Origin of the sequence: Acinetobacter sp. A22 (genome assembly GCF_030913345.1) — a bacterium.
Taxonomy (GTDB): Bacteria; Pseudomonadota; Gammaproteobacteria; order Pseudomonadales; family Moraxellaceae; genus Acinetobacter; species Acinetobacter junii.
The window spans coordinates 275,367-296,046 of sequence record NZ_CP133162.1; the positions used below are offsets into that span (position 1 = coordinate 275,367).

General features: G+C 38.7%; 23 protein-coding genes, 2 pseudogenes and 1 other annotated feature. Of the genes and pseudogenes, 12 read left to right on the plus strand and 13 right to left on the minus strand.

What is annotated here, in order from left to right:
- Positions 1-58 precede the first annotated feature (58 nt).
- Positions 59-1,156: an outer membrane protein assembly factor BamD gene (locus Q9Q86_RS01335; protein ID WP_112986859.1), complete on the minus strand. Its 1,098-nt coding sequence runs from the start codon at positions 1,154-1,156 to the stop codon at positions 59-61.
- A gap of 71 nt (positions 1,157-1,227) precedes the next feature.
- On the opposite strand from Q9Q86_RS01335, the gene rluD reads away from it, so the two are divergent.
- The 3 genes from rluD (at position 1,228) to Q9Q86_RS01350 (ending at position 3,693) form a co-directional block, all read left to right on the plus strand.
- On the plus strand, positions 1,228-2,277 hold the full coding sequence (gene rluD, locus Q9Q86_RS01340) for a 23S rRNA pseudouridine(1911/1915/1917) synthase RluD (RefSeq protein WP_026057388.1): 1,050 nt from the start codon (positions 1,228-1,230) through the stop codon (positions 2,275-2,277).
- Positions 2,278-2,296: 19 nt separating this feature from the next.
- Positions 2,297-3,037, plus strand: coding sequence for a peptidoglycan editing factor PgeF (pgeF, locus tag Q9Q86_RS01345; RefSeq protein WP_087540694.1), 741 nt, complete (start codon positions 2,297-2,299; stop codon positions 3,035-3,037).
- An 83-nt stretch (positions 3,038-3,120) separates the two neighbouring features.
- Positions 3,121-3,693 carry a flavodoxin family protein gene (locus Q9Q86_RS01350; RefSeq protein ID WP_004913972.1) on the plus strand — a complete coding sequence of 191 codons (573 nt, stop codon included), beginning with the start codon at positions 3,121-3,123 and terminating at the stop codon, positions 3,691-3,693.
- A 40-nt stretch (positions 3,694-3,733) separates the two neighbouring features.
- Here the strand turns inward: Q9Q86_RS01350 and smpB are convergent, their stop codons facing one another.
- The 6 genes from smpB to Q9Q86_RS01380 all read right to left on the minus strand — a co-directional run bounded on the left by smpB (position 3,734) and on the right by Q9Q86_RS01380 (position 7,643).
- Positions 3,734-4,207, minus strand: coding sequence for an SsrA-binding protein SmpB (gene smpB / locus Q9Q86_RS01355; RefSeq protein ID WP_005217924.1), 474 nt, complete (start codon positions 4,205-4,207; stop codon positions 3,734-3,736).
- A 99-nt stretch (positions 4,208-4,306) separates the two neighbouring features.
- A complete protein-coding gene (locus Q9Q86_RS01360) occupies positions 4,307-4,525 on the minus strand; it encodes an AlpA family transcriptional regulator (RefSeq protein WP_075696197.1) in 219 nt (72 codons plus the stop codon).
- Between the two features lies 1 nt (position 4,526).
- Positions 4,527-5,501 carry a hypothetical protein gene (locus Q9Q86_RS01365; RefSeq protein ID WP_075696198.1) on the minus strand — a complete coding sequence of 325 codons (975 nt, stop codon included), beginning with the start codon at positions 5,499-5,501 and terminating at the stop codon, positions 4,527-4,529.
- A 1-nt stretch (position 5,502) separates the two neighbouring features.
- On the minus strand, positions 5,503-6,210 hold the full coding sequence (locus Q9Q86_RS01370) for an inovirus-type Gp2 protein (protein WP_227540266.1): 708 nt from the start codon (positions 6,208-6,210) through the stop codon (positions 5,503-5,505).
- A 259-nt stretch (positions 6,211-6,469) separates the two neighbouring features.
- Positions 6,470-6,799, minus strand: coding sequence for a hypothetical protein (locus tag Q9Q86_RS01375; protein ID WP_227540265.1), 330 nt, complete (start codon positions 6,797-6,799; stop codon positions 6,470-6,472).
- Between the two features lie 418 nt (positions 6,800-7,217).
- Entirely contained in the window at positions 7,218-7,643 is a 426-nt protein-coding gene (locus Q9Q86_RS01380) for a hypothetical protein (RefSeq protein WP_112986857.1), read from the minus strand.
- Here Q9Q86_RS01380 and Q9Q86_RS01385 point away from each other — a divergent pair.
- The 6 genes and pseudogenes from Q9Q86_RS01385 to Q9Q86_RS01410 form a co-directional block, all read left to right on the plus strand.
- A pseudogene (locus Q9Q86_RS01385) lies at positions 7,600-7,818 on the plus strand (DnaJ family molecular chaperone); the annotation flags it as partial. The gene Q9Q86_RS01380 and the pseudogene Q9Q86_RS01385 overlap by 44 nt on opposite strands.
- Positions 7,819-7,950: 132 nt before the next feature.
- Positions 7,951-8,325, plus strand: a complete 375-nt coding sequence (locus tag Q9Q86_RS01390; RefSeq protein ID WP_112986864.1) for a hypothetical protein — start codon at positions 7,951-7,953, stop codon at positions 8,323-8,325.
- 133 nt (positions 8,326-8,458) lie between these two features.
- Positions 8,459-8,758: a hypothetical protein gene (locus Q9Q86_RS01395; RefSeq protein ID WP_112986856.1), complete on the plus strand. Its 300-nt coding sequence runs from the start codon at positions 8,459-8,461 to the stop codon at positions 8,756-8,758.
- A 138-nt stretch (positions 8,759-8,896) separates the two neighbouring features.
- On the plus strand, positions 8,897-9,970 hold the full coding sequence (locus Q9Q86_RS01400; protein WP_112986855.1) for a DUF932 domain-containing protein: 1,074 nt from the start codon (positions 8,897-8,899) through the stop codon (positions 9,968-9,970).
- A 129-nt stretch (positions 9,971-10,099) separates the two neighbouring features.
- Positions 10,100-11,251, plus strand: a complete 1,152-nt coding sequence (locus Q9Q86_RS01405; protein WP_112986854.1) for a YqaJ viral recombinase family protein — start codon at positions 10,100-10,102, stop codon at positions 11,249-11,251.
- Positions 11,252-11,472: 221 nt separating this feature from the next.
- Positions 11,473-12,369, plus strand: a complete 897-nt coding sequence (locus Q9Q86_RS01410) for a hydrolase or metal-binding protein (protein ID WP_112986853.1) — start codon at positions 11,473-11,475, stop codon at positions 12,367-12,369.
- Between the two features lie 103 nt (positions 12,370-12,472).
- On the opposite strand, the gene Q9Q86_RS01415 is transcribed toward Q9Q86_RS01410, so the two are convergent.
- The 3 genes from Q9Q86_RS01415 to Q9Q86_RS01425 all read right to left on the minus strand — a co-directional run bounded on the left by Q9Q86_RS01415 (position 12,473) and on the right by Q9Q86_RS01425 (position 14,090).
- Positions 12,473-12,745 carry a hypothetical protein gene (locus Q9Q86_RS01415; RefSeq protein ID WP_004880446.1) on the minus strand — a complete coding sequence of 91 codons (273 nt, stop codon included), beginning with the start codon at positions 12,743-12,745 and terminating at the stop codon, positions 12,473-12,475.
- A gap of 14 nt (positions 12,746-12,759) precedes the next feature.
- Complete coding sequence (locus Q9Q86_RS01420) at positions 12,760-13,641, minus strand: copper resistance D family protein (RefSeq protein WP_112986852.1); 882 nt, start codon at positions 13,639-13,641, stop codon at positions 12,760-12,762.
- Positions 13,642-13,709: 68 nt separating this feature from the next.
- Complete coding sequence (locus tag Q9Q86_RS01425) at positions 13,710-14,090, minus strand: copper resistance protein CopC (protein WP_112986851.1); 381 nt, start codon at positions 14,088-14,090, stop codon at positions 13,710-13,712.
- 281 nt (positions 14,091-14,371) lie between these two features.
- Between Q9Q86_RS01425 and Q9Q86_RS01430 the strand changes: the two genes are divergently transcribed.
- The gene (locus Q9Q86_RS01430) at positions 14,372-15,487 is read left to right on the plus strand and encodes an HAD-IC family P-type ATPase (RefSeq protein WP_374050026.1); all 1,116 of its coding nucleotides are present in this window, start codon (positions 14,372-14,374) and stop codon (positions 15,485-15,487) included.
- A 1-nt stretch (position 15,488) separates the two neighbouring features.
- Here Q9Q86_RS01430 and Q9Q86_RS01435 read toward each other — a convergent pair.
- Positions 15,489-16,708, minus strand: a protein-coding gene (locus tag Q9Q86_RS01435; protein ID WP_100833221.1) for an IS3 family transposase whose coding sequence is annotated in 2 segments (ribosomal slippage) — positions 15,489-16,432 and positions 16,432-16,708 — 1,221 coding nt in all. Because the reading frame shifts where the segments join, the coding sequence is not laid out codon by codon here.
- Positions 16,317-16,433, minus strand: a sequence feature (AL1L pseudoknot). (Overlaps the previous gene by 117 nt.)
- A gap of 49 nt (positions 16,709-16,757) precedes the next feature.
- On the opposite strand from Q9Q86_RS01435, the pseudogene Q9Q86_RS01440 reads away from it, so the two are divergent.
- Positions 16,758-18,047, plus strand: a pseudogene (locus tag Q9Q86_RS01440) (heavy metal translocating P-type ATPase); the annotation flags it as partial.
- Positions 18,048-18,120: 73 nt separating this feature from the next.
- On the opposite strand, the gene Q9Q86_RS01445 reads toward Q9Q86_RS01440, so the two are convergent.
- Positions 18,121-19,497, minus strand: a complete 1,377-nt coding sequence (locus tag Q9Q86_RS01445) for a heavy metal sensor histidine kinase (protein WP_005159416.1) — start codon at positions 19,495-19,497, stop codon at positions 18,121-18,123.
- Positions 19,487-20,170, minus strand: coding sequence for a heavy metal response regulator transcription factor (locus Q9Q86_RS01450; RefSeq protein ID WP_002058525.1), 684 nt, complete (start codon positions 20,168-20,170; stop codon positions 19,487-19,489). Before Q9Q86_RS01450 ends, Q9Q86_RS01445 begins: the two co-directional genes overlap by 11 nt.
- 150 nt (positions 20,171-20,320) lie before the next feature.
- Between Q9Q86_RS01450 and Q9Q86_RS01455 the strand changes: the two genes are divergently transcribed.
- Positions 20,321-20,635, plus strand: coding sequence for a hypothetical protein (locus Q9Q86_RS01455; protein ID WP_305156068.1), 315 nt, complete (start codon positions 20,321-20,323; stop codon positions 20,633-20,635).
- Positions 20,636-20,680: the final 45 nt, after the last annotated feature.

The window sequence follows — 20,680 nt, forward strand, 5'->3', positions numbered from 1 at the left end:
TAAAATAAAAAACAGGCAAGGAGAGTCTTGCCTGTTTGATGTATCAGATGATTGCAAATTAGTTTGCAGCATCGTCCTCTGATGAGTTTGTTGGTTCTGGTTTATCTAAAAGCCCAAAGCTAAGACGATTTGTCCAACTCGGCTTATTATTTTCAGCTGGTGCTACTGGTGTGACAACGGCTTCAGGTTGAGAGGTTGACTCTGTTTCAGATTTATCAAGTAAACCAAAACTTAGACGGTTGGTTAGGCTGCGCTGTTGAGCTTCAGATTTAACTTCTTCTTTCACTTCAACTGTTTTAGATTCACGACCTAACAAGCCCAAAGTAGCACGATTTACCCAACTACCTTCTTTGCGAGCAGCGCGTAGATTGACTTCACCGTTTGATTTCACAAGGCTTGGATAATTGAGTTTTAGAATTTCGATATACTGTTGTGCAGTCGAATTGTCGCCAAGCTTTTGATAGCTGTAAGCAAGTGTCGCTAAAGCTTCAGGTGTTTGAGGCGTTTGAGGATAATGCTCAATCACCCATTGTGCGCGCTCAGCTGCAGCCAACCATGCTTTACGTTGGATATTAAAACGTGCCGCATTCATTTCACTTTCAGCTAATTCTTGACCAATAAATTTCATGCGTTGAGCCGCATCAACAGAATATTTACTGCTTGGGAAACGGCGAATTAAATCCACAAAATTCTGATATGCAACTTTTACATAGCTCACATCACGATGTGACTGCTGTAAAGAGGTGTAACGAATTAAGCTGTCGTAGTTCATTTCCATGTTCGCTACGCCACGAACATAATAAGCATAATCAACATTTGGATGCTGTGGATTTAGACGGATAAAACGCTCTGCAAGCGCAATCGTGCCTTCATAATCTTTCTGTTTGAATTTTGCATAGAGAAGTTCAAGTTGAGCTTGTTGCGTGTAGCGTCCTGTTGGATAGTAGGTATCTAACGCTTCAAGAGATTTAACCGCATCAGTGTATTGATTGCGATCAAGAGACTTTTGTGCTTTTTCGAAATAAACTTGCTCACTTGATTGTGGTCCTTTATCAACCACTTCTTTTTTACTTGGATTGCTGCTACAGCCCACAAATGCAGACGCTACACCTAAAGAAAGTGCAAGCATCGTAATTTTATAACGTGGTAGCGACATAAAAACTCCTCTGTTATTCTGGGCAATGAGCTACAATGGTTCTATTAAACCATTTTTGTACCGATCATCAAATGACTTCAGCACAATCTTCCAATTCAAACTTCTCTGAAACAGATTTCTTACTCGAAGATTCTGTGGATGCAGATAATCATAATTCTGACTCAACTGCAACACGTTTATCGTTGCAAATACAACTCGATGAAGAGTATCTCGGTCAGCGTATCGACCAAGTCGCGGCTATGGTATGGAGCGAATTTTCGCGAGAAAAACTTAAACAGTGGATGAAAGACGGTCATCTGTTGGTAAATGGTAACATCGTAAAACCGAAGTATCGTTGTGAAGGCAATGAACTTTTAACCTTAGAAGTTGAGTTAGAAGCACAAACGACAAGCCAGCCTGAAAATATACCACTCAATGTCGTCTATGAAGATGATGATATTATCGTGATCAATAAAGAAGTAGGGATGGTTGTTCATCCAGGTGCTGGTAATCCATCGGGAACATTGGTCAATGCATTACTTTATCATGCGCCAAAACTTGCAGAACTTTCTCGAGCTGGTTTAGTTCATCGTATTGATAAAGATACCAGTGGTTTATTGGTTGTTGCCAAAAATCTAGAAGCTCAATTTTCGCTAAGTAAACAACTCGCTAAAAAAACAGTCTATCGTGTATATGATCTAGTGGTTTATGGAAACATTATCGCTGGTGGAACGATTGATGAGCCGATTAAAAGACATCCAGTCGATCGCGTGAAAATGGCGATCCTACCAGGTGGTCGAGAAGCGGTAACTCACTACAACGTGAAAGAACGATTTAGAGATTTTACTCGCGTTCAAGCGCAACTAGAAACAGGACGTACTCATCAGATCCGCGTGCATTTTAGCTATCTAGGATATGGTTTGGTCGGTGATCCAGTTTATGTAAATCGTGTGCGTTTACCTGCTGGCGCTTCTGAAACATTGATTGATATGTTGCGTAGCTTTAAACGTCAAGCCTTGCATGCAGCAAAACTTGGTCTCGTTCATCCTCGCACTGGTGAAGAAATGATGTTTGAAGCGCCGTGGCCTGAGGACTTTAAGCAATTGGTTGAAGTATTGCGCACTGAAAATAAGGCTTATTAAACGATCTTTGGAATAAAATATGGAATTTGTACAAGGTTTGCCTAAAGGTGTTTACGTCGGTCAAACGTGTATTGAGCATCCTCAAGCGATTGCAACGCCAAATCAAAATCTAAAAGGATTTAATTTAGCATTGCATGTTAATGATGAGGCACAGCGAGTTCAGCAACATCGCATGATTTTGCTTAATCAACTATCAAACTATGGTGTTGATAAGATTACATGGATGACACAAACGCACAGCACGATTTGTCTAACTATCAATGAACAAATTCCATTTAATGCCCCTGAAGGTGATGGCTTAGTCACGCAGCGTGCAGGACATGCACTCATGATGATGACAGCGGATTGTTTACCAGTTGTTTTAGGAAATGCTGAGGGTACAGAGGTTGCTAATCTACATGCAGGCTGGAGAGGTTTGGCGAATGGTATCATTGAAAATACCGTCGCTCAGATGCAATCACAGCCAGAATGGGCGTGGTTAGGAGCTGCGATTAGTCAACCTTGCTTTGAGGTCGGGGCAGAGGTGAAAGCTGCATTCTGTGAAAAATATACTGAACTGGAATTTGCATTTATCTCAGGACAGACTGAGGGTAAATATTTAGCTGATTTATATGCAATCGCTCGGTTTATTTTAAATCGCTTAGGTGTGCAGAATGTTTTGGGTGGCAATCAATGTTCATTTCAACAAACGACAGATTATTTTTCTTATCGTCGAGATTCTAAAACAGGACGTATGGCAACATTTGTGTTTATGCAATAATTTTAATTCAATAAGCAGTTGATTCGCTTAGTTGTGATGAAAAATGTTAAACTTGATTCAATTCATTGGTTTTTAAATTTTCCATGTCTTTCATTGATCAAGAAACTCCTAAAGTTCAAGTTTGTGTAATTTTTCATAGTCCTTATGGACATACTGCAAAAGTTGCTCAACATATTGCTCAAGGTGCGGAACAGGGAGGGGCAGAAGTGCATCTCATTTCTGTTGCTGCTCCACAGTGGGATTTAATCGATCAAGCTGATGTGATCGTAATGGGTTGCCCAACTTATATGGGTAGTCTGACTTCTGCGCTCAAGCAATTCATGGAAGATTCGTCTAAGCGATGGCTTGCGCGAACTTGGCAAGGCAAAATAGCTGCGGGCTTTACCAATGGTGGTGGATTAAGCGGTGATAAATTGGCGGTGTTGCAACAGATCAATCTGTTTGCAATGCAGCATGGCATGTTATGGGCGGGATTACCGTTTATGCCAACAGGACGAAGTCCATCAGATATTAACCGTATGTCCAGTTTTTTAGGTTTAATGACTCAGTCAGATAATGCAAGCGTCGAAGTAACGCCACCAGAAGGTGATTTAGAAACCGCACGTAAATTTGGCAAATATTTAGCAGAATTACGATTAAAACAGATCAACATCTGATACCTATAAAAAACCTCCAATATCCTTGGAGGTTTTTTTATTATTTATGCAACATACGTGCTTTATCACGCTGCCAATCACGGTCTTTTTCCGTAGCACGTTTGTCATGTAATTGCTTACCTTTGACCAACGCAATTTCGAGCTTAACCAAGTGACCTTTCCAATAGCAGGCTAAAGGAACACATGAATAACCTTTTTGGTTCACTGCGCCTAGTAACTTTTCTAGTTCACGACGAGATAATAATAACTTTCGTGTACGTGTCGATTCAGGTACGACATGGGTTGATGCAGACAATAAAGGCTGAATCTGTGAACCAAATAAAAAGGCTTCACCATTTTTAAAAATGACATAACTTTCAGACAAGGTCATACGTCCAGCACGTAAGGATTTTACTTCCCAACCCTGAAGTGACATGCCTGCTTCAAATTTTTCTTCGATAAAGTAATCGTGACGCGCTCTTTTATTTTGAGCAATCGTGCCACCATTATGTTTTTTTACAACAATCTTGTTCATCTTAACCTGTTGAAATTGATTAACTAATTTTTAAGAGGTTATCTTGTTACCCGTTTAGTTACCCGTTTTGAAAGGTACTCGACAAAAGAAAGCCTGCGATTAGCAGGCTATCATATCAGAAATTTCTTTATGTTTTTCGACAACTTTCTTAACACTTGATTCATGCCAAAAAACTTCTTTCTCACTCACCCGGATTGGCTGAGGAATTTCTCCAGTTTTAATCATGCGATAAAACTTGGTTCTACCAATAGAAAGAAGTGCCATAAACTCTTTTGCTCGAATTCTACGATCAATATTAAAGTTATGTGCAATACTCATCTTACACACCCTCCAAACTTTGAACTTTGACTTTCGTATACAAAACACTAAATGTTGGTTCTACGCATCCAATCCTGTATAGAGCATCAGTCCCCGTAAGGTAGACTCTGAGCTGCTTTATCTGTTCTTTAAATGACTGAGTTTTTTTATGAAAAAGATTACTCTGCATATAGCCATTCAACAGAGATGGATCATAGAGGATTTGGTAACTGTGTGTTTGTTCAACAGATAATTTAATCTTTTCAAAAGAACTTAAGTCGGTCAGATGTGCAGGGCTGTCCAAGAAATCACGTTTTAACAAAATGATAAAACGTAATCTCATCTGTCTATTGGGAAGAGGCTCTTTTTTCAGGAAAATCGCCAGTAATTCGTCTTCCTTCATATTAACTATGAATCCATTCTTTACATCCTCAATAAACTCATTTAAATGAAGTGAGTTAATTGGGGATGAATCGATTATGGATATGAACTCATGAAGTGCAAACCCATTTGCTACTTTATTAACTAATTTTAGAGAGTGACTAAGTTCTTGTTCACTCAACTTTAGAGTATGTTCCCAAGTCTTTTTCAACTCATTGAAATAATGAGTATGCTGAGAATCCTGATATTCACGAATGAACCAAGAAGCCTTTATTGGATCAGTTCCGTAAAAAAGATTTTGTTCAACTAATCCATATCGCTTTGCTAATTCAATACATAGGAATAGTTTTGGGTGTAGCATTAAGTTCATGCTCCCATTCACCCAAGGTAAATGATGTGCCATGTGCAAGGATTTTATAAGCTTGTCAATATTTTGAGACAAAGCTTTAATATTCTGATAGCCATTTTCAGAACTAGCTAGACTAGGCAAATGGACACTTGATAATTCAACACTCACTTGCCCGAGTGTTACTGGGCTGATGTGAGGTTGGGCGATTCTTGCTAAATTACTGATATATGTACGCTGTAGCAGAAGAGTATCATTTTTCTTAAACATATTATTTACCTTCGCTTTTTTTAATTACAGACGATGAAATTGATGCTCTGCGGGGGCGACCAGCATTGCTAATTTTTTTGGGTTTTTGGCTTTTCTGGATGGCTCTATATTCAGAGGAATCTAGTGCTCTGAATATGAATGATTGATCTGCTTTACACAGATATTGAAGACATTTGTCTAAAACTATACGCTTTTCACGATCAAGGTGATTAATCATACCGATACCTAATCTTTTGTATTTGTGTTTTGCTTTATTGCAGTTATAGGTGCAGCCATTACCGTGCGTGAGCTTATTCCAATATTCTGTAATCTGATTTGCGTAGTAACCATCTTTCATACATTCATTACCATTCAGAAAGAGTATCGCGTGTGCATGAAACCCTTTCTTGATACCGTGTTCAAATTTAATTATGTAAGCGAAGATCTTATTCAAAATTGAATTATGCCTACGGTTATTCATGAATTGTTTCAGCAAGTTCTTTAACAATTTCAGATTATCTCTAGAGTGAAACTCATGCTTAAGGTCTTTAAAGTGATAGTTACTTTGCCAAATCTCATCTGGAACTTTGAATCCAAAGTCAATTCGTAACACTAAGAGCTTTGAATGTCGCTCAAAGCAAGCATCTATCAGTTTACGACAACCTTTTAATTGAGCAGCACACTTTTGGGTACGCTTTTGAATAGCGATTTTGACCTCGTTACTATTCATACACTCACGTATCAGTTGAAAAAAACGATTTAATAAGTTGGTTCTCACTTGAAGATAGTGCAGATTTTGCTTCTTCTGTTCAAAGAGGCCGAACAAATTAATATCGCTATCCAACAAGTCTAATGCTTCAAAGAAGCATGAGATTTCTTCACAAACCTGAAAGTCTTCAAGTAGCCTTCTATTTGTATCTATTAGTTCATCAAAAATATGAATAAAAGGACGAAACCAATCAGGGTATGTAAAGAAACCATTAAACTTATCAACTGACTTGATAGTGGCTGCTAACCTGTTTTACTTTGAGACATTCTCTTACGAAGTAAGTTATATTCAGCATCCTCTTAATGCGATGTTCTCTGTATATCAAACTTTTTTCGAGTGAAGATGAAGGTCTTAGCTCATACGCTGGGAGAGAAATTAATGACAAGATTTCTCTTTCATCTAAGCTTTCATAGCTTATTTTTTTTGCTTCAGATCGATTTAAATTATTACTGGCGTAATTACTTAAAACAACCTCTACTAGTTTAGGTTTGGGTGCTTTTTGGGAAATTTTTGCAAGTCGAGCATCTACTTTTCTTAGCTTCTTATTCATGAGTACACCTTTTTCTGTTCTAATAAAGCAGACATGTGATATTTTTGAATATAAGAACAAACATTTATGTTCGAAAGAAATAAATGTATCAAGTTCAGAATCAAAGCGAGAATGCAGGTTTTATGGAATATAAATACCTTGCCATGCTGTGAGTAAACTATTGTAATTAATAGTATATTCCTTAATTTTGCATGCGTTGATTGAGTTAAAAATGGCTTTTGATAGCGCCATTTTTGCCGTGAAATCGTATTGATTTTCATGTACATAATTACCAACTTTTAATCAATATAAATTGAAGAAATTAAGTATCACTCAAAATATTGATGCATCTGTCACATGCATCAATATTGGGCTTGTAATTAATGTACTGTTTTAAAAAAAATTAGATGAGAGCTCTCCTAGAAAAAATTTTTCTGAATTATTTATTATTTTTCATTTGTTTATGTATATATTTTGATTCTAAAGCTTCATCAGCTCTTAAGATGTCTCTAATAAGTTCAAAATATCTATCCTTATCATATTGAAAGTTGTGTTGGTAATAAGCTTGATCCTCTTGGATAATTTTATTTATTTCGTTAGTTCGTAATTGACTCAAGTTTTCTGCTGCTTCATTTATACTTTTGTATTTCTGACTTGAAAGAGAGCCAAGAAACTCTTTGATTTTTTGTTTAATACGTTGAGTTATTTGTGTTCTACCTTGATTGGCTCGTCGATTACGCTCTTCACCATTTAACCTACTAAGTAATTTTTTCTCATTTAATAAAAGATGATTGGTAGCTATAGGAATGTTGTTATTTTTCTTGACACCTGCACAACTCGCTGCCTGTGAGTTACTTGATATCACACCTGAACAATTAGATCGACCAAGCCTCACGCTTGCCTACCGTCGTAAGATGGCTGACTTCCATCCTGACCAATACCAACAATTACCTCCAGCAGTGAGGCAATTGATTGAACAACAGGCGCAGCAGATCAATCAAGCACGCAGTTGTTTAGAAGCACTGCTAGCGTCGCTTTGACGGAAAATCAAAAATAAAGAAATTTCAGATACATATTACCTATTTGAACAACCAGCACCAAGCGAACGCAATGAGTCGCTGACGACTGTCCAAACACAAATCAAGCCTTATCAAATAGAGGATAAAATAATGATGAATAGATTGAAGACTTTCCTATTGCCTATACTACTCATACTTCCTTTGAGCTTATCGGGATGTGGTACTGAATTTAATCCTGAACGAATGGAAGTTACGCTCAATACGGAATATAGCCCAGGCGGATTATACGATCGGACTTATGTGATCCTCACCATCCGTTCACTCGATGCAAATCCAATCACACTGAATAAAGTGGATGTGAATAATGGACGTTGTGGATATACCGCACGCTACCGTAATCCCATTCAATTACCAGCACATTTCCAAATGGGCCAAGCCTTAGAGTTATATTTAAACTGCTCTTACGAATCGATTGTGAAAGTTGATATTGAAACAGATCAAGGTGCAGCAAGTTATCGCTTTAAATAACACGGCAAAACTCAGGACGAGTATCACTGTATAGCGCAAAAGCAAGCAAACAACCATGCCCATATTGGGCATGGTTTTTTTATGCCTACAGAGAATGCTTGTCATCACTTTACTCACGACGAGGACATTCATGATGAATCCCTTACATTGTCCTTATTGCCATTCAGATCAAGTGATCTTGAAAGCCACACAAGCGCATGGCCCTCAATATTTTGAAAAAATCCTAGAAAACTTCTCACCCTTCACGATGGCTGTACTCGGAATAAAGCTGGCAAGAAGTGCGGGCATTCCCCCCTATGTCGGTGGATTGATTGGTGTAGTTGCAGGGGGAGTATTGATCTTGGTCAGTCAACATTACTTTTATCGCCATTACCACGCGGCTCAACATTATCAATGTTTGCATTGCGGACAAAGCTTTGCAGTGGCTGATTAAAGAATTACCGCATTGATTGCTGTCTCAACGCTAGCTACAACAACCCGAGCTGCAACAATCCTAGCTCTAACACCCCTAAGCACACTGCATTTTAAGTTTTAAACATCACATCTTTATATTTATAGAGGAATTCTGCTCATGGCACATTTAGTTGAAACAATGGCATTCACGGGTCAAACCCCTTGGCATGGATTGGGAAATCAACTCACGCCCAATCAACCCATCGAAGTTTGGGCACAACAAGCAGGTATGGATTGGCGTATCGAATCCTCTGATGTCAGTTACATGGCGAAAAACCAACGCGGACAAAACATCATCTTACCCTTTGAAGAACAACGGGTACTGTATCGTTCTGATACCCATGCACCTTTATCTGTGGTGAGTCAACGTTTTCAAGAAGTACAACCCCAAGACATTTTAGAGTTCTATCGTGATCTGACTGAACAATCAGGCTTTGAGCTGGAAACTGCAGGCGTACTCAAAGGTGGGAAGAAGTTCTGGGCATTAGCCAAAACTGGACAGACCTCAGCACTGAAAGGTAAAGATGTCAGCAATGGCTACATTCTTTTAGCGACGGCGTGTGATGGTACCTTGGCGACTACCGCACAATTCACCTCTATTCGTGTGGTCTGTAACAACACCTTAGCCATTGCACTCAAAGCACAAAACGCTGGATCGAACAACACAGGTGTGGTCAAAGTCCCGCACAGTACTCGTTTCGATGCTGAAAAAGTCAAACAGCAATTGGGCATTTCAGTCCGAGCATGGGATGAACACATGTATGAAATGAAGCAACTCAGTCAACGTAAAGTCACGCAACAAGAAGCAGCCGCTTACTTTGATGCAGTGTTTAATAACAGCAATCTCAGTGTGGCGGATCAAGAAGACAGTATCATTCAATACTACCGCAATGCAGCACTACCCAAAGCAACTATTCCTGTAACATCGAGCATTAGTAAATCCGACAATAAAACCGAACCCAATGGACGTGCGATGTCAAAAGTGATGACCATGTTTAACGGGCATGGTCGTGGCGCAGAACTGAGTTCAGCCAAAGACACGGCCTATGGTTTGTTATGCTCAATCACGGAATTCGTCGATCACGAAAGACGTGCCATGAGTACAGATCATCGACTCGATTCAGCATGGTTCGGAGCAGGTGCTGCGATTAAACAACGTGGCTTAGAACAAGCGCTCAGAATGATGGCATAAATTCAGTTTCAGTTAAGCAAGCTATATTAGCCTAAGCAATAACACCCTTCGCCACATTCCTCAGATGTGGCTTTTTTTATGCCTGAAATTCAGCTTTTACATATTTCATAACGATAGGATCAATACACCATGCAGAGTCATACCCATATTCAGAACAGTTTAAACCATCCACCTTTATTGCCTTATGTACCTCAGCTTAATCCAAACCAAAACCCACCAACTCAACAGGTCGAGGTAGGCACCCGAAGCAAACGTCATTCATCCAATCCAGCTCAAACTAAACAACCACGCAAAAACAGAACAACAGTAGCTAAACGCTTAGCTAACACCAAGCAACTCAATTACCAACAATGGCTAGAAGTTAGAAAACAAGGGATTGGCAGCAGTGATGCTGCAACAGCCTGCGGACTCAATCCTTATATGTCGATGCTCGAACTTTGGATGATCAAGACAGGACGTATGCAACAAAACATTGAAGATGAAAGTGCAGGCTATGCACCACTTTATTGGGGTAAACAGCTCGAACCTTTGGTGGCTGAATACTACAGCATGCATACCAACCATAAAGTCCGTCGAGTTAATGCCGTGCTACAACATCCTGATGAAGACAAACACTTTATGTTGGCGAATTTGGATTATGCCGTAGTCGGTAGCGATGAAGTGCAGATTCTAGAATGTAAAACCGTAGGGGAATATGGTGCAAAGCTTTGGCGGGATGGCGTACCACTGTATGTCCTTTGCCAAGTGCAGCACCAACTGGCGGTGACAGGCAAACAAGCGGCACATATCTGTGCGCTGATCTGCGGACATGAAACCAAAATCTATAAAGTGACAAGAAATGAAACGGTGATTCAGCACATCATCAATGCGGAACGTCACTTCTGGCAATGTGTTGAATCAGGTATTCCACCGAGTGTCGATGCGTCTGACTCGGCAGCCAAAGCATTACAGCAACTCTATCCTGAACAGATTCCATTAACTGTAGAAGACCTCAGCCAAAATGAACAAGCGAACTACTTATTTAATCAATTACTTGAGGAGCGGCACAAAGTTGAGCAGCACCAACAGTATTTCGATGAGTTAAAACATCAATTACAAATGCTGATGAAAGATGCAGAACGAGCTGTGTTTACAGGTGGTTCAGTGACATGGAAGAAATCACAGGACTCAATCAGCTTGGACAGTAAAGCTTTATTGAAACAACATCCTGAATATCTACAGCAATTCCCACAAACTAAAGTGGGTACACGGCGTTTTCAGATTTATCCGAATGGTGGATAACTCATTCTTTATCCACAATATCAAAGTCAAAAATAATGAAAGCATGACCAGTAGTATTAAAGTCATTCATTTGAAAGCATGGTTTTAACCGTGCTTTTATATTTCAACATCTCGTCTCAATAGACCACACAAACAACTAGCTCAGATTAAGAAACCCTACGTCCTCTAGGAACGTAGGGTTTTTTTATGGCTTAACTTTTAAACTCCATAGAGGATACATTATGATCAAAGGTCTCGCAATTACACCACCCGTACTAGGTCGTATCAGTATTGGCAAGGTCGTGGAAAAGAATGGTAAGCGTGTCCCTGAAAAAGATGATCAATTTACCATTACCAGTCAAATTCAAGGGAAAGATGGATGGTTCAAGCACCCATTAGATGAACAACTACGAGCCAAAGCACCGAACCAAAAACTCAGAAGCATTCCAGTGCGTATGATCTTTAACGATCCTGAACTAAATTTAAGGGCAGAGTACAGTCTGTTTGACCGACAAACTGGACGCTTAATCTGTTCAGGCAATGGTGAAACTTGTCAGCGACTTGGACAAAATGGCATTGAACAACATCCGTGCCCATCCCCTGATTTATGTCCGTTGGCACAAGGTGGACTGTGCAAACCCTATGGCAGACTCTATGTGAATTTAGATGAGTCGGATGAGTTAGGGACATTCATCTTTAGAACCACAGGTTTTAATAGTATCCGAACCTTAGCTGCTCGGCTGCGTTACTACCATGCTGCATCGAGTGATTTACTTTCATGTCTACCATTGCAACTGACTTTAAGAGGTAAGAGCACGACACAAAGCTATCGTACTCCGATTTATTACGTGGATTTAACGTTACGGGAAGGTGTGGATTTGCAATCCGCGATTCAGACAGCCAAGGAGATTGATCAACAGAGTAAGCAGGCAGGGTTTGATCAGGTGGCATTAGATCAGACTGCACGGCAGGGTTTTGCCAATGCCAAGTTTGAGGTGCATGCAGAGGAGGGGATGGAATTGCTAGAGGAGTTTTATCCAAACAATGACAGTGCTGTAGATACAGAGCATTCAGCGCAATTGGGCTATGTGCAGGAGATTCAGCAAGGTTTAAAGCAGAGTGTGCAAGCAGTGAATTAAATACTGTTGGGGGCTAAGAAGCCCCCAACAGTAATATTGCTACTATTTTTTATTAAAAAATTTGAACTACTTATTGAATCAATAAACATTACTTAAGTATCGTTTATTTGGAGGGCGGTAGTACGTTAGGCTTTTGTAACATTAATCCATTTATAACTTTTTGTTGTCTACTATCCTCATTACGTAGTTGTTTATCTTTGGAATGATGGTCATCTTTATTCTCATCAACTTTGGTATCGCCATGGTTATGATCAGTAATATTACGTAAATCAGTATCATCTAAGGAGCGAATCGTTTTTGAAGTGCTAGGTTCAGCCCAAGATATTGTATTTAAAAATATGAGAAATAATAAATTGTACTTCATCCATGAAGTCATAGCGTGATCCTTTTTTACTCAATACCGACTACAGTGGTGATATAACCAGTGGCTAAAAGAATTGATAGACCTAATGACATCTCAAATAAAATGGCATAGCCCAATTGTTTCGCAAATTTCGGGTCTTGTAAGCGAGGTGTGAAATACCATTTGTTAAAGGCTGCTAACAATAAAATACTTAGGACAAATAATATTTTAATAATAAATCCATGCCCATAAGGTGTATTGATTAGAGTATTAAAATCTTTAAAGAGTAATAAAGCAATACTAAGACCACAAGCGATGAGTATTCCTACAATAAAGGCTGCTATTTGCCCAAATAGATGCATACGTTCTTTAAGTGGTGAGCCATTAATTTTTTTGCTTGTTTTCCATAATGGATAAAGCGACCCCATCCATAAGGACATTACAAGTACATGTATTGTTAACAAAGCTTGAGCGAAAAAGGGTAAATTCGTGACGTGTCCGAGTTGTGAAAAACTTAAAACGATTGGTGTGAGCAGTATGGTAAAGATTGCTCCTTCAGTTTTGGAAATATCAATCGTCCCTTTACTAAGTTTGGCTATCATAAATATGAGTAAAAGTGCAAAACTGATTGATCGAATGATATAGACATGTCCAGTAGGAGTATTGACTAGTATATTTATATAGTTGCTATCCCACATACCTGAAAGGCCAGTGTTGGCAAAACTTCCTATAAGAATGAAGAAGCCGAGAACACTTGAAAAAAGACCTAATCCTGTACCAATAGTTATGTATTTGAGAATAGTTCCCTTTATTTCAACATAACGTCCAAGTAAGAAATAGCAGAAAGCACCACCTATAATAAATGCAATCCCTAAATATAGAATGACTTTAACCAACCATGTTGCGTATATCCAAGTCTCAGGAATCATATTTTTCTCCCACAGTTATAGCCAACGTGTAAGCAAGCTGCTTGCATGTTGGCTATTTGCATTTATTGTTATTTTACCGATTTAATAGTGAAATTATATTCACCATTCATGTTATGGCCATCGGTACCCATTGTGGTCCAAACCACCGTATATTTTCCTTTTTTTAGTTTTGGAACCGCTACGTCAAATGATTTTTTCATATCATGAGTTATTTGGTAGTTCAAAGGGATATCCTTACGTTGGGCATCAAGTAACTTAACGTTCATTAGCATGACTTCTTCACCAAAATTGAGTGTTATTTTTTTTGGTTGACTTGCTACAGAAGCATTGATCGCAGGAATTGCACTTTCAAGTTTCACGTGTGCAAATGCACTTGAAGCAGTAACAATCAGTGTTGCACCTACGAGAGTGTTACGTAGAGCTGACATTTTATTTTTGAAAATTTTCATTTCTTCATCCTCTTTAAACTAATCTTGGGCTCAGTAATGACCGAATGAAATGCATCAATTGGTTGCTTGGTCATCACCTTTCTCATGCTTATTATTAAAGGATGAGAGAAACATCCCGATGACTTAAAAATTACATTTTTGTCATTTTAAAAATTAAAAAACCACAAGTGGTACACTGGCTTTAAAGAAAACAATGATCACTAAACAAACTAATAAGAGGGAGTCTATTTCCATCTTAATGAAATTATTAATTTAAAAAATTAAATATGAAGGAGGCTTTTATGGACCATCATCATGAAAACAAAGTACTCAATAACAGACTTACTGACCCTGTCTGTGGTATGACAGTTACAGAAGCATCCAAGTTTTATGAAGAAGTTAAAAATAGAACTTTTTACTTTTGTAGTGAGAAATGCCACATAAAGTTTAAAAGTGATCCTCATTTTTATATTACTAAAGTTGAGAATGTAGTTACGTTAAAAGAACCACAAAAGAGGGATGGTGAGGATTCAAATGAAGTTAATCAGCCTGCTCATGTTAATACCTTCACGATATACACTTGTCCAATGCATCCTGAAATTAGACAGAACCATGCGGGAAATTGTCCGATCTGTGGTATGTCGTTAGAGCCTTTACTTCCTGACTTAGATGACGCTGATAAAAACCCAGAACTCAAGAATTTTAAGCATAGATTTTGGTGGACCTTACCGCTAACCATTATTGTAGTTTTCTTAGCAATGTTTGGTCATCAATTGAACTGGTTCGAAATGCAGGTGCAAAGCTGGATTGAACTGGTACTGACTTTACCAATTGTTTTGTGGGCAGGAATGCCATTTTTTGTGAGATGTTGGCAGTCAATCCTTAATCGGAGTCCAAATATGTGGACCTTGATTGGAATTGGTACAGGAGCTGCTTTTATATACAGCCTTGTTGGAACAATAGTACCTCAAGTATTTCCAGACTCATTTGTATCTATGGGGCGTGTTGCTGTGTATTTTGAGGCCACAGCAGCCATTATTTCGCTGACCTTATTAGGCCAAGTTCTTGAGTTGAAAGCTCGATCACAGACCTCGGCAGCAATTAAATCTTTACTTGGGCTAGCACCTAAGACTGCAAGAAAAATAAATGACGATGGTAAAGAAGAAGATATTCCTCTTTCCCATGTACATGTTGGAGATTTGCTCCGAGTACGACCAGGTGAAAAGGTCCCTGTTGATGGAGTTGTTACTGAAGGGTCAAGTTCTATTGATGAATCAATGTTAACAGGAGAACCTGTTCCCGTTACAAAACGTGAAGGCGATCAAGTAATAGGTGCAACAATAAATATGAATGGTTCATTAGTAATGCGTTCAGAAAAGGTGAACCGTACCGGGTTTGTCGGAGACTTTTTTATTTAAGTTAGGCCACCTGACCTAACGGGTTAATCTTATCATAGTACATTGCTTCAAACTCAAAAGGTGATACATAACCCAGTGCACTGTGTACACGCTCTTTATTGAACCAATCTACCCAGTTTAGTGTCGCAAGTTGTACATCCGCTAAACCTTGCCAATCCGCTTTTAAATATTCAATCACCTCTGTTTTGTATAAGCCATTCACCGTTTCAGCCAAAGCATTATCGTATGAATCACCGGTCGTACCGACTGATGCTCGTAAATTTGCTGCTTCTAAACGATTGGTATAACGAATGGAAAGATATTGCACGCCTCTGTCACTATGATGAATCACGTTCTTTGGCATGCCTCGATCATGCAATGCTTGCTCCAGTGCATCGAGCACCATATCTGTATTCATACGTGTTGATACTTTCCATCCAACAATTGCTCGCGAGAACACATCAATAATAAAGGCGGTATAGACCCAGCCTGAATGAGTTTGAATATACGTGAAGTCAGCGACCCACAGCTGGTCAGGATGATCTGCATTAAAATTGCGTTTTACTAAGTCATCTGCTCGTTTTTGATCATCTCGGCTACGGGTGGTTTGTTTATTCTTACCACGCCAAACACCTTGTATACCTAGCTTCTGCATCAATCGAGCAACTGTACAACGTGCGATAACATAACCTTCACGTTTCAATTGTTGCCAGACCTTACGCACACCATATCGACCTAAACTTTCTTTCCAAATACGTTTGATTTGCTCTGCATGATGTAAATCATGCAGAGCACGTTTCGCTCGATGTTCTGGGTTATCAACGAGATCTAAAGCCCGATAATAGGTCGAAGCTGCAATCGGTAAAATTCTACAAATCGCTTCAACACCATATCGATCTTTATTGTTCTGGATAAAATCCACCATTATTTGTGTGGGCGGTCGAGCTCCGCCTGGGCGAAAAAAGCGGCTGCTTTACGTAGAATTTCGTTAGCACGTTGCAGTTCTTTATTTTCACGTTCGAGTTGTTTAATACGTTCTTGATCTGAAAGTTGCTGTACTTTAATTGGGTTTTGTTTATCTAAATATTTTTGATACCAAACACGTAGAGTTTCAGGAGTACAACCTATCTTGGGAGCAATAGCGGTGATTGCAGCCCAAGTAGAAGGATAATCTTTTTCAGATTCAATCAATAATTGAACCGCTCTATCTCTGATTTCAGGGGTGTATTTTACTTTTTTCATCGGGACATTCTCTCAAGAAAAGTGGTCTCCGACAAACCCGGTACGGTTCAAGGTTGGATCTTCAACGGTACTGTCTCAGATCGTACAAATGGTATCGCAAGCTCAACGTTCTAAAGCGCCGATGCAAAGAATGGCAGATCATGTTGCAGGTTGGTTTGTTATGGTAGTTATTGCTATTTCTGTGCTTACATTTTTTGGTTGGGGGGTATTTGGCCCAGAGCCTAGTTGGGTTTACGGGTTAATTAATGCTGTCGCAGTGTTAATTATTGCTTGCCCATGTGCTTTAGGCTTAGCGACACCTATGTCAATTATGGTGGCAACAGGTCGTGGTGCATCGAATGGTGTACTTTTTCGTGATGCAGCTGCAATAGAAAATTTACGTAAGATTGATACTTTAATTATTGATAAGACAGGTACTTTAACTGAAGGCCAACCCTCATTCGATAAGGTTATCGCTCTTTCGGGCTATGAAGAAAATGAGGTACTTCGGTTAGCAGCTAGTCTGGATCAGGGGAGTGAACACCCTTTAGCTGATGCAATCGTACGTGCTGCCCGTGAAAGAGATCTTGTACTGTCTAGACCAACATCTTTTGAATCTGGCTCTGGGATTGGTGTTAAAGGAGAGTTAAATGGACAACAATTATCTCTTGGTAATACAGCATTAATGGAACAGCTGGGAATATCAGTTAAAGCATTTGTTCCCGAAGCTGAAAAGTTAAGAGCCGAAGGTGCAAGTGTCATGCATTTAGCTGTGGATGGAAAACTGATAGGGTTAATAGCTGTTTCAGATCCAATCAAAGCAAGTACACCTGAGGCTGTTCTTTCATTAAAAGATTCCGGTCTAAGAATCGTAATGGCTACTGGTGATGGATTAACAACAGCTAAGTCTGTTGGCGCTAGATTAGGTATTGATGAGGTTTATGGTGAGGTTAAACCCGCAGATAAATTAGAATTGGTTAAGAAATTGCAAAAAGAAGGAAGAGTGGTTGCGATGGCTGGTGATGGGATCAATGATGCCCCAGCTTTAGCTCAGGCTGATATCGGAATTGCAATGGGTACAGGAACAGATGTAGCAATGAATAGTGCCCAAGTTACTTTGGTAAAAGGTGACTTACGTGGTATTGAAATTGCTCGTTCTTTATCAGAGGCAACTGTTAAAAATATGAAACAAAACTTGATGTTTGCTTTCCTCTATAATGGATTAGGTATCCCTTTGGCTGCTGGTGTACTGTATCCATTTACTGGCTGGTTACTCTCGCCTATGATCGCAGCATTAGCAATGAGCCTAAGCTCAGCATCGGTAATTGGTAATGCTTTACGACTACGTAGCCAAAACTAAGTTTTTCTGACTACTCATTATTTTTAACTATTAAAGATGAGTAGTCAGTAGTTGTTTATTTTTATATAAGTGATTAATTTTTAAAAATAATTTTAAAAGTTATGCGGCCATTATGATAGTCTGCTCTAATTGTTGCGCCATGTACATCAAGAATGGATTTGGTAATTGCTAGCCCTAAGCCAGTACCTTCCTCAACTCGCTGTCTGGAAGCATCTGTTCTATAAAAACGGTCAAATAATCGATTTAGCTGGTCTGATGATAAAGGTGAGCTTTCATTCTCAATTGTAAAAACAGTTTTATCAAAGCTTTGTTGGCAATTGATTTTGATCACTGAATCTGTTTTTCCATATTTGATCGCATTTGATAATAGATTACTGAGTGCTCGACGTAACATTGAAGGATCGCCATTTACATAACCTAGACCAGTTTGTTCTAAAGTCATTTTCTTTTCAGAAGCAATAGCATCATAAAAGTCAAATAAAGCTGAAATTTCTTTGACCAAATCAATTCTTTGTAAGTTTGGTAAATGCAAACCGTGTTCGGCTTTGGCAAGGAATAACATATCTGAAACCATCCGAGCTAAACGTTCAAACTCTTCTAAGTTAGAAAAGAGAACTTCCTGATAAGTATTGATATCTCTACTACGGGATAAACATACTTGGGTTTGAGTCATCAAATTATTAATAGGTGTGCGAATTTCATGAGCAAGATCAGATGAGAAGTCTGATAATTTCTCTACAGCAGATTCCAGTCTATCTAACATATCGTTAAAAGCTATGGCTAAGGATCTAAGCTCTGTTGGCGTGTTTTCGACTTCTAAGCGTTCAGAAAGATGTTGAGCAGATATACCTTCTGCCACTTTTGCCATTTTTTGAACTGGGCGTAATCCTCGCCATGCAGCAAACCAGCCTAAAAACATTAAGCAGATAGTACCGACAATGCCAATGTATAATAACTGGCGCCTAAAATCATTTAAGAAATGCAAATGCTCGGATGTATCGATTCCAACAATAATTTGAGCTGTTGGAATGCTACTATTTCTATTAAAAGACTTTTTATAAGCTAATCCACGATAAGTTTTATTTTGTATTTTCCACTCTAACCAAGGAGTATGTTTAGATTTAATTAATGTCTGCGCTTTAATAAGTGCAGGGGCTGAACTAAAAATAATTTGACCTGTTGGTCGTTCAATTTGAACAATTAGATCATGATGACCAACTAAGGCGTCTTTTAAATATAAATTCAATTCTTGAGAATTAGAAGGATTCTGTTCTAATAGATTCTCTATAAGTTGAATTTTACCTTCTAATTGAGTTCGGTCTTGAGCTTCGAAATGATGCATTACGAGTTGATGAATAACTAGTCCCATAATCATTAGAATGATTACGGTAGATAGAGAAAAAATAATAGCTATACGAAAGCTGATTGCATTAAACAATTTACGAGTCATCTTCAACCTCTAGAACATAACCCATTCCCCGTATGTTCTGGATTAGCTTAGGGCTAAAGTTACTGTCAATTTTACTTCTCAAACGTTTAATAGCGACTTCTACGACGTTGGTATCACTATCAAAATTCATATCCCAAATTTGAGAAGCTATGAGTGCGCGAGGTAAAATTTCACCACGTCTACGCATAAATAATTCCATCAGCGCGAATTCTTTAGCTGTTAAGTCAATACGTTGCCCAGCGCGAGTGACGCGGCGTTTACGAAGATCAAGTTCAAGATCAGCAATTGTAATAAGGTTACTATCTTCTTTTTGTTGTCCCCGTCGGAGTAAGCTTTTAATGCGTGCTAATAACTCAGCAAAAGCAAAAGGTTTTACGAGGTAGTCATCAGCTCCCAAATCTAATCCCTTAACTCGATCTTCAATTTGATCACGCGCTGAAAGAAATAGAATAGGCATTGTCTTTCCGCTTTTGCGAATATCATAAATGATATTCCAGCCATCTAATTTTGGTAACATAACGTCCAAAATGATGAGGTCATATTCTTCGGAAAGTGCTTGATGTTTACCTGATAATCCATCTGTGACCCAATCCGTAATATACCCAGCTTCAGATAGACCTTGTTTAAGGTAGTCACCAGTTTTTTGTTCATCTTCAACTAGTAAGATTCTCATTGATAAAAATCCAATATCACTCATTAAGAATATAATAACGTTATAAATACGTGATTCTTTGTAGATTACAAAAATGTCATTTTCATGTCATATAGATGTTTGGTGGTAGCCTTTAAGGTATTTGTATAAAGTTAATTTTTGGAGCAAAACATGAAAACTCTATTCCGTCGTAGCTTAACTACACTTATGTGTATTGGAACTTTAATTGCAGGAACTCAGTCTTGGGCAGCCGATGCTAAACAGGGAACCACTGTAGTCACTGAAACTAAAGCGGACTCAAAAATGTCAGAGAAATGCCAAAAACCTTGTAATATGAAGAATGATGAGAAAACCCAACAGGATCATAGTCAGCATGAGCATGGCAATATGGCTGATATGTCTCAGATGGATCACTCTAAGATGATGAATATGGACCATTCTAAAATGGATCATTCAAAGATGAATATGCCTGGTAGCAATAAATAATTTTATAAATAGCGAGAAAGAAGTATTAAAGTTTATACTAAATAT

What these genes read in the sequence shown, in the direction of transcription:
- Q9Q86_RS01350 (WP_004913972.1), top strand. Translation starts at nt 3,121, where the DNA reads ATGTCTTTCATTGATCAAGAAACTCCTAAAGTTCAAGTTTGTGTAATT.
- Q9Q86_RS01365 (WP_075696198.1), bottom strand. Translation starts at nt 5,501, where the DNA reads ATGTTTAAGAAAAATGATACTCTTCTGCTACAGCGTACATATATCAGT.
- Q9Q86_RS01360 (WP_075696197.1), bottom strand. Translation starts at nt 4,525, where the DNA reads ATGAGTATTGCACATAACTTTAATATTGATCGTAGAATTCGAGCAAAA.
- Q9Q86_RS01395 (WP_112986856.1), top strand. Translation starts at nt 8,459, where the DNA reads ATGAATCCCTTACATTGTCCTTATTGCCATTCAGATCAAGTGATCTTG.
- pgeF (WP_087540694.1), top strand. Translation starts at nt 2,297, where the DNA reads ATGGAATTTGTACAAGGTTTGCCTAAAGGTGTTTACGTCGGTCAAACG.
- Q9Q86_RS01390 (WP_112986864.1), top strand. Translation starts at nt 7,951, where the DNA reads ATGAATAGATTGAAGACTTTCCTATTGCCTATACTACTCATACTTCCT.
- Q9Q86_RS01445 (WP_005159416.1), bottom strand. Translation starts at nt 19,497, where the DNA reads ATGACTCGTAAATTGTTTAATGCAATCAGCTTTCGTATAGCTATTATT.
- Q9Q86_RS01405 (WP_112986854.1), top strand. Translation starts at nt 10,100, where the DNA reads ATGCAGAGTCATACCCATATTCAGAACAGTTTAAACCATCCACCTTTA.
- Q9Q86_RS01410 (WP_112986853.1), top strand. Translation starts at nt 11,473, where the DNA reads ATGATCAAAGGTCTCGCAATTACACCACCCGTACTAGGTCGTATCAGT.
- Q9Q86_RS01420 (WP_112986852.1), bottom strand. Translation starts at nt 13,641, where the DNA reads ATGATTCCTGAGACTTGGATATACGCAACATGGTTGGTTAAAGTCATT.
- Q9Q86_RS01370 (WP_227540266.1), bottom strand. Translation starts at nt 6,210, where the DNA reads ATGAATAGTAACGAGGTCAAAATCGCTATTCAAAAGCGTACCCAAAAG.
- Q9Q86_RS01430 (WP_374050026.1), top strand. Translation starts at nt 14,372, where the DNA reads ATGGACCATCATCATGAAAACAAAGTACTCAATAACAGACTTACTGAC.
- Q9Q86_RS01455 (WP_305156068.1), top strand. Translation starts at nt 20,321, where the DNA reads ATGAAAACTCTATTCCGTCGTAGCTTAACTACACTTATGTGTATTGGA.
- Q9Q86_RS01425 (WP_112986851.1), bottom strand. Translation starts at nt 14,090, where the DNA reads ATGAAAATTTTCAAAAATAAAATGTCAGCTCTACGTAACACTCTCGTA.
- smpB (WP_005217924.1), bottom strand. Translation starts at nt 4,207, where the DNA reads ATGAACAAGATTGTTGTAAAAAAACATAATGGTGGCACGATTGCTCAA.
- Q9Q86_RS01335 (WP_112986859.1), bottom strand. Translation starts at nt 1,156, where the DNA reads ATGTCGCTACCACGTTATAAAATTACGATGCTTGCACTTTCTTTAGGT.
- Q9Q86_RS01415 (WP_004880446.1), bottom strand. Translation starts at nt 12,745, where the DNA reads ATGACTTCATGGATGAAGTACAATTTATTATTTCTCATATTTTTAAAT.
- Q9Q86_RS01400 (WP_112986855.1), top strand. Translation starts at nt 8,897, where the DNA reads ATGGCACATTTAGTTGAAACAATGGCATTCACGGGTCAAACCCCTTGG.
- Q9Q86_RS01375 (WP_227540265.1), bottom strand. Translation starts at nt 6,799, where the DNA reads ATGAATAAGAAGCTAAGAAAAGTAGATGCTCGACTTGCAAAAATTTCC.
- rluD (WP_026057388.1), top strand. Translation starts at nt 1,228, where the DNA reads ATGACTTCAGCACAATCTTCCAATTCAAACTTCTCTGAAACAGATTTC.
- Q9Q86_RS01450 (WP_002058525.1), bottom strand. Translation starts at nt 20,170, where the DNA reads ATGAGAATCTTACTAGTTGAAGATGAACAAAAAACTGGTGACTACCTT.